Raw genomic sequence first — 5,534 nt, 5'->3', positions numbered from 1 at the left:
CCACGGCGGGCCCGGCAGTGGGGGGCATCCTCGCATCTGGCCGTGAGTAGAGTGCGCAGCCATTGCGATTACTCCAGAGAGGAGACCCCCATTTCTGGAGTCCCATTCGGGTGCAGCCATCGCGATCCGCGGGTCAAGCCTCGCCACCGGAAGGTATTGCGGATGCCGCGACTCCACGCCGGCACCAAGGCTTCGTTGGCCACTGGATCGAGGCGGGGGTTATGTAGGTCCGCCGACTAAGGGCTTAAGCAGCGATTGGATACATTCAGCAGGCGATATCCGGTCAAATGGCGAAGCAGCCCCCAAGACTTGCGTGAATCGTATCCAAAGTCTAAAATTTGTGATGTGAACCACTCAGCTTAGGCCTGAGGGCCATTGAGGACACTTCGATACCCCAGCGACGAGGTTCGGAGACCTGGGGCCTCAACACAAAGCAGGACTGACACTCGGGACGGGCCGATGGTGGCCCTAACGGGCCAGTCCTATCCGAATCAAGGAGAAATGATGACTGAAACACTTTCTGGAAAATGGTGGGAGCTGCTGGGCGAGGAGTTGAACGCCGACGTGCGCTGGTCCGAAGCCGCCAAGTGGTTCGAGGCTCGGATCCAATTTCATTACGAGGAGGGCTCTGCCTCGTTGGACATTCGCGGGGGCAAGGTTGCCGGCGTTACAGACGGGTCCTCGGCCAGGGGTGCCGACATTATCATCAGCGCTCCACGTGCCGAATGGGAACGAGTAGTCAGTGGAGAAACGGACTGGTACCGCGGGACATCGCCCGGGCTGGGCGAGATTACTCTCGGTGGTGACGCCGTCCTCGCGATGAGGAACATCAAGGTCATGTGGCTGCTGCTGGAGGCCATGAAGCGAGTGGGCAAGGAAGCAAGCCCCCGCCCGGAACCGTCCCCGGCCCCACGGCCGTCCGGCAAGGAAATTATCGGACGATACATCGATGTCAACGGCATCCGCACCTACTATGAGGAGGCTGGCGAAGGTCCCGCCCTCATCTGCTTCCATGCCGCAAGCCAGGACAGCCTGATGTACCGCCATGTGCTGGAGGGCCTCTCGGACGAATACCGCGTCATTGCAGTGGACGCACCCGGCCACTGCAAAACCCTCGTTCCTGAAGACGGCCCGTTCGAAAGCCTGACCCGCCACGCGGAATTCAACGAGGCGCTGATCGACGCCTTGGGCCTGGAGAAGCCGGCTATCGTCGGCTGTTCCATGGCCGGAAATATGGTTCTGGAACTGGGCGCCCGCCGGCCTGACGCCTACTCCGCGATCATCTCGTCCGAGGGCGCCGACTACACTCCGACAGTGTCCGAGTTCTTCCTGGACATGCTCAAGGTCGACGGGCAGCAGATCCTCGAATGCTGGTCCCAGTCCCTCACCGGCGACCGGACCCCCGAAGACCGGGCAGAGGAAGTCGTGTGGCAGATCCAGCGCAACACCGCCAAAGTCGCCGCTGCAGACCTCACAGGTTACGCGGGATTCGATGTCCGGGACCAGATGCACAAGGTCACGGCTCCGGTCCTCTTGCTGGCGGGGGACGCTGACTGGCTGGTCTATCCCGATCAAGTCAACTCGACACAATCGCACATCGAAGGCAGCGAAATCGCGGTACTCGCCGGCACCGGGCACTACCCGATGATCGAGAATCCCTACGAGTACAACGAAGCCGTTCGCTCCTTCCTGCACAGGAACGACTACAAATAGGCACATGCGCCGGGCCTGCGGGCGAGGTGAGACTCGCCCGCAGGCCCACGTTTCTGCATTCGCCGGAAGCCGCAAAAGCCGTCCCGGCTGCGCTTGGGAGCGGCCTCACTCATGCCCGTGAAAACGGCCGCTTGACTCGGCAGTCCATCTGCCTGGAAAGGACGCCGGATGAATGATAGCCGCCGGAAGCGTCGACGGCGTGATGCCGGATGGTTCTGCCCTTTGGCTGGTCCAGGGCACGTTCTTCGGGCGGGCACTCTTCCTGAAGTCCGACGGCATCAACGCCGTTCGCGTGACTCCATCGGACTCGCCGATCACAGGAATCACTTTTGAGAGGCCATAACGTGACAGCTTCACGCATTGCCGTAAACGGTACGACTCTGCACGTCGAAGATACCGGCGAGTCCAGCCTGCCGACGATCCTGTGCCTCCGCTCGCTCTTCCTCGATGGTCGGGGAAAACGACACAGTCAGATCCCCACAAGCTGACATGCTTGACCTGTGGCGTAAGCGGATTGCCTCGCTCCCCAAGAGCCTGTTGCCGGCCATGAAAGGCGTGATTGAAAGGCGCAACTCGCTGCCCCTTCTCCCGGAATTAGGCATCCCTGTGCTCATCGTCTCGGGCGAGGAAGATCAGCACCGGCCCCCCGGTGTGGTGCGACGAAATGGCCGACGGGCTCCCCAATGCCAAACTCGTGCGGCTCGACCGGATCGGCCACAGCAACATCCTGGAGGCTCCGGAGATTGTCATCCCACAAATTATCGGGTTCGTCGAAGCAATCGGACAGTCATAGCCGCCACCGTCGGCCTTCACCGCCTTGCCCCAAGCTGTCCTCACCGCGCCCCACAGCAGTGGGGACAGCTTGTCTATGCCCGGTGTTTTCCGCGATTCACGGGGACGACCCCCACCACGAGAAAAAGGACAGACATGACCTTTCCCCAGACACGACCCCGTCGCCTCCGCACCACAGTGGCCATCAGACGTCTCGTAACGGAGCATCGGCTGGCCACCTCGGATCTCATCCTTCCGGTCTTCATCCGCGAAGCCCTCACCGAGCCGGCACCGATCGGATCCATGCCCGGCGTCGTGCAACACACCGCAGACTCCCTGAAGCGGGCTGCCGCGCAGGCTGCCGAACAGGAACTGGGCGGCATTATGCTCTTCGGAATCCCCGCTCACCGCGACCATGCCGGCTCCGCCGCCCTGGACCCTGAAGGTGTCCTGAACGCAGCCATACGCGACGTCCGGGCAGAAGTGGGCGACGACCTTGTCGTGATGAGCGACCTGTGTCTGGACGAGTTCACCGATCACGGGCACTGCGGCGTCCTCGACGCCAACGGATACGTGGACAATGACAAGACCCTGGAAATCTATGGCCAGATGGCCATCGCCCAGGCCGACGCCGGCGCCCACATCGTGGCGCCGTCAGGGATGATGGACGGCGGCACCGGAGCCATCCGCCGGGCGCTGGAGAGCGCGGGCCACACGAACACTGCGGTGATGGCGTACGCAGCGAAGTACGCGTCAGCGTTTTATGGTCCCTTCAGGGAGGCTGTCGATTCCCGGCTTACGGGGGACAGGAGAACCTACCAGATGGACGCGGGGAACCGCCGTGAAGCGCTGACCGAGGTCAAACTCGACGTCGAAGAAGGCGCCGACATCGTGATCGTCAAACCCGCGATGAGTTATCTGGACATCCTGGCCGACGTAGCCCAGACCAGCCCCGTGCCGGTCGCGGCTTATCAGATCTCGGGTGAGTACGCGATGATCGAAGCTGCGGCCGCGAACGGCTGGATCGACCGCCGCGGAGCGGTCCTGGAGTCGCTGCTTGGAACTAAGCGTGCTGGGGCGGACATGGTGCTTACCTACTGGGCATCAGAGGTCGCGACCTGGCTGAAGGCAGCGTGATGGGCGGCGACGGGACAATCCGGCCCGAATACCGGTCCACGGCAGATGGGGCTGTGGCACGGCCTCAGGGGCCTAGCCGCCTGAGTGCAGCGCCCGCCGGAGGGGCGGCGGCTGCCTATTCCTTTCTGAGTCACGCCGGATCCCCACGGTGCGGGCTCTGTGGCCATCCCGCACCAGCACCGGCTGAGACCGCTTGTGCTGTGCTCGGATTCGCGTCGGCAGCGTGCCCGCTACATGGCAGCGCAGGTGCTCCGGGGAGGACGCGGCGACCTGTAAGTGCACAGGGGCGCAGCACGTCTGCTGATGTGCGGGCCCGCACCGTGAACCAGGTCATCTTCCGGGTCTTTGTCCTTCACATCGGGCTCGCGCGCGAACCCGCAGGCACCATTCGCCCTCCCGGGTCAGCGTATGGTGGCTGGCCACGAACGGGTAATTGCGGCGCAGGATTTCATCTGTTGCTGCCACGATCCCGGACCTGACCGTGGGGTTACTGAGCTCCGTGGCATCTGCGGTCGTAGGGAGTAGACGGGGTGGCACTGACGGCGGTTAGTCCGTGTGGGGCTGGCTGAATGACACGAGACGCGATTGCATTTCCCAGTACGGAGTGGCGGCCGGCACTGGTTTGCCGTCACGTAGGGCGTTGGCCACGTTCACCGCCGCGTCAATTGCTGCGCGGTACGGCAGGGAGCCGGAACTCACCCGCCGGACCCCCAGCTCACCCAGCTCGGCAACGGTCAGGGAGGGATGTGCCAGCACGTTGACCGGCAGCCCCATGCCAGCGGTGACGATCCGGATGTCCTCCGGATCCACAAGTCCGGGGACAAAGATGCCGTCCGCTCCGGCGTCGGCGTAGGCACAGGCACGGAGCAGGACGGCATCGACAGTGGGTTGTTCGCCGAACCATATGTTGTCCACGCGGGCGTTGATGAACATAGTAGGGCTGCGTCGGTTGACGGCGGCAACTTTGTCGGCAAAGGCTGCTGGATCGACCAGGTGCCCGGCGGTGCTGTCCTCCAGGTTGACCCCGGCCACGCCCAGGGCAGCCAGTTGGGCCACAAGTTCCGCAACCTCGGCGGGGTCATCGGAGTAGCCGTCCTCGATGTCAGCCGTGACGTGGACAGGCAGGCGGCACAGCTGCGCCGCCAGTGCGGCGGTGACCGCCTTGCTGGACCGGCCTCCGTCGGGCAGGCCGGCACTTGCCGCAATTCCAAAGCTGGTGGTGCCGACGGCCGGGAATCCTGCTGTCGCAAATGCCAAGGCGGATCCGAGGTCCCACGCATTGGGCAGCAGGAGTGGCACCACAGTGTGGTGGAGTTCCCGGAAAGTGGCCGTTTTCATTCCCATCCCCTGCCAGCCGAAGTAGGTGAATCCCCGTTCAGTCTATAAACGCGGCGGGGCGGTGCAACGAATCATCCTTCCCGGACCTATTCGTAATTGAGGCGGAACGGGTCGCGTTCCTGCGGGATGGGAACGTCCTCATCGACGAAGGCGTCGAAACCGGTCGTGGCAGCTGTCGAGGGCTAGGGAGAATCCGTCGCAGGCACCTGATCCGCAGAGGCGTGGCCGGATTCCTGACTTTGGCTTGTGGAAGAGCGAACAGGCCTCATCCGGTCTCGTCCAGATTGTGGCAACGCCAAGATTTCGGTGCGGCCTGCTTCACGATATTTGAGGCGGGACAGCCATCGTCTCGTGGACGGCTTCGGCGCCTACACCAGCCGGTTGGTTCATGGAAGTCGCGAACTTTAGTTCAGCATTGTTGGCTGGCCGTTTCGCTGGTTCCTACTCAGCGCTTTGGGTTGCCTGGAATGTGGCAAAAAGAAAGTGTGTACAAAGTACACACTTTGGGCTTCGGACTGCGTCGTAGGTGGGTCGGATCGGGCCGGATTCCGCATGTTTCCGGGGGGAGGCCAGTA

5 protein-coding genes are annotated in these 5,534 nt (G+C 63.0%); 4 read left to right on the top strand and 1 reads right to left on the bottom strand.

Annotation, left to right across the window (positions count from 1 at the left end; all coding sequences use genetic code 11):
* The first annotated feature begins 504 nt into the window (after nt 1-504).
* The 4 genes from LQV16_RS22730 to hemB all read left to right on the top strand — a co-directional run bounded on the left by LQV16_RS22730 (nt 505) and on the right by hemB (nt 3,621).
* On the top strand, nt 505-1,713 hold the full coding sequence (locus tag LQV16_RS22730) for an alpha/beta hydrolase (RefSeq protein ID WP_229996107.1): 1,209 nt from the start codon (nt 505-507) through the stop codon (nt 1,711-1,713).
* A 172-nt stretch (nt 1,714-1,885) separates the two neighbouring features.
* Nucleotides 1,886-2,056, top strand: a complete 171-nt coding sequence (locus LQV16_RS22725) for a hypothetical protein (RefSeq protein WP_229996106.1) — start codon at nt 1,886-1,888, stop codon at nt 2,054-2,056.
* A 321-nt stretch (nt 2,057-2,377) separates the two neighbouring features.
* Nucleotides 2,378-2,506, top strand: a complete 129-nt coding sequence (locus LQV16_RS23615) for a hypothetical protein (RefSeq protein ID WP_290369415.1) — start codon at nt 2,378-2,380, stop codon at nt 2,504-2,506.
* 134 nt (nt 2,507-2,640) lie between these two features.
* Nucleotides 2,641-3,621 (top strand): porphobilinogen synthase, encoded by a 981-nt coding sequence (gene hemB / locus LQV16_RS22720; protein ID WP_229996105.1) that lies wholly within the window; start codon nt 2,641-2,643, stop codon nt 3,619-3,621.
* Nucleotides 3,622-4,167: 546 nt separating this feature from the next.
* On the opposite strand, the gene LQV16_RS22715 is transcribed toward hemB, so the two are convergent.
* Nucleotides 4,168-4,959, bottom strand: a complete 792-nt coding sequence (locus LQV16_RS22715; RefSeq protein WP_229996104.1) for an isocitrate lyase/phosphoenolpyruvate mutase family protein — start codon at nt 4,957-4,959, stop codon at nt 4,168-4,170.
* Nucleotides 4,960-5,534: the final 575 nt, after the last annotated feature.

Origin of the sequence: Arthrobacter sp. Bi26, from assembly GCF_918697925.1 — a bacterium.
GTDB lineage: Bacteria > Actinomycetota > Actinomycetes > Actinomycetales > Micrococcaceae > Arthrobacter.
Note: the sequence above shows the minus strand (reverse complement) of the source record. Positions and strands in the feature narration are given on the sequence as shown.

Excerpts from the sequence above, each read along its gene's own strand:
- LQV16_RS22730 (WP_229996107.1), top strand. The coding sequence starts at position 505 with ATGACTGAAACACTTTCTGGAAAATGGTGGGAGCTGCTGGGCGAGGAG.
- LQV16_RS22725 (WP_229996106.1), top strand. The coding sequence starts at position 1,886 with ATGATAGCCGCCGGAAGCGTCGACGGCGTGATGCCGGATGGTTCTGCC.
- LQV16_RS23615 (WP_290369415.1), top strand. The coding sequence starts at position 2,378 with ATGGCCGACGGGCTCCCCAATGCCAAACTCGTGCGGCTCGACCGGATC.
- hemB (WP_229996105.1), top strand. The coding sequence starts at position 2,641 with ATGACCTTTCCCCAGACACGACCCCGTCGCCTCCGCACCACAGTGGCC.
- LQV16_RS22715 (WP_229996104.1), bottom strand. The coding sequence starts at position 4,959 with ATGAAAACGGCCACTTTCCGGGAACTCCACCACACTGTGGTGCCACTC.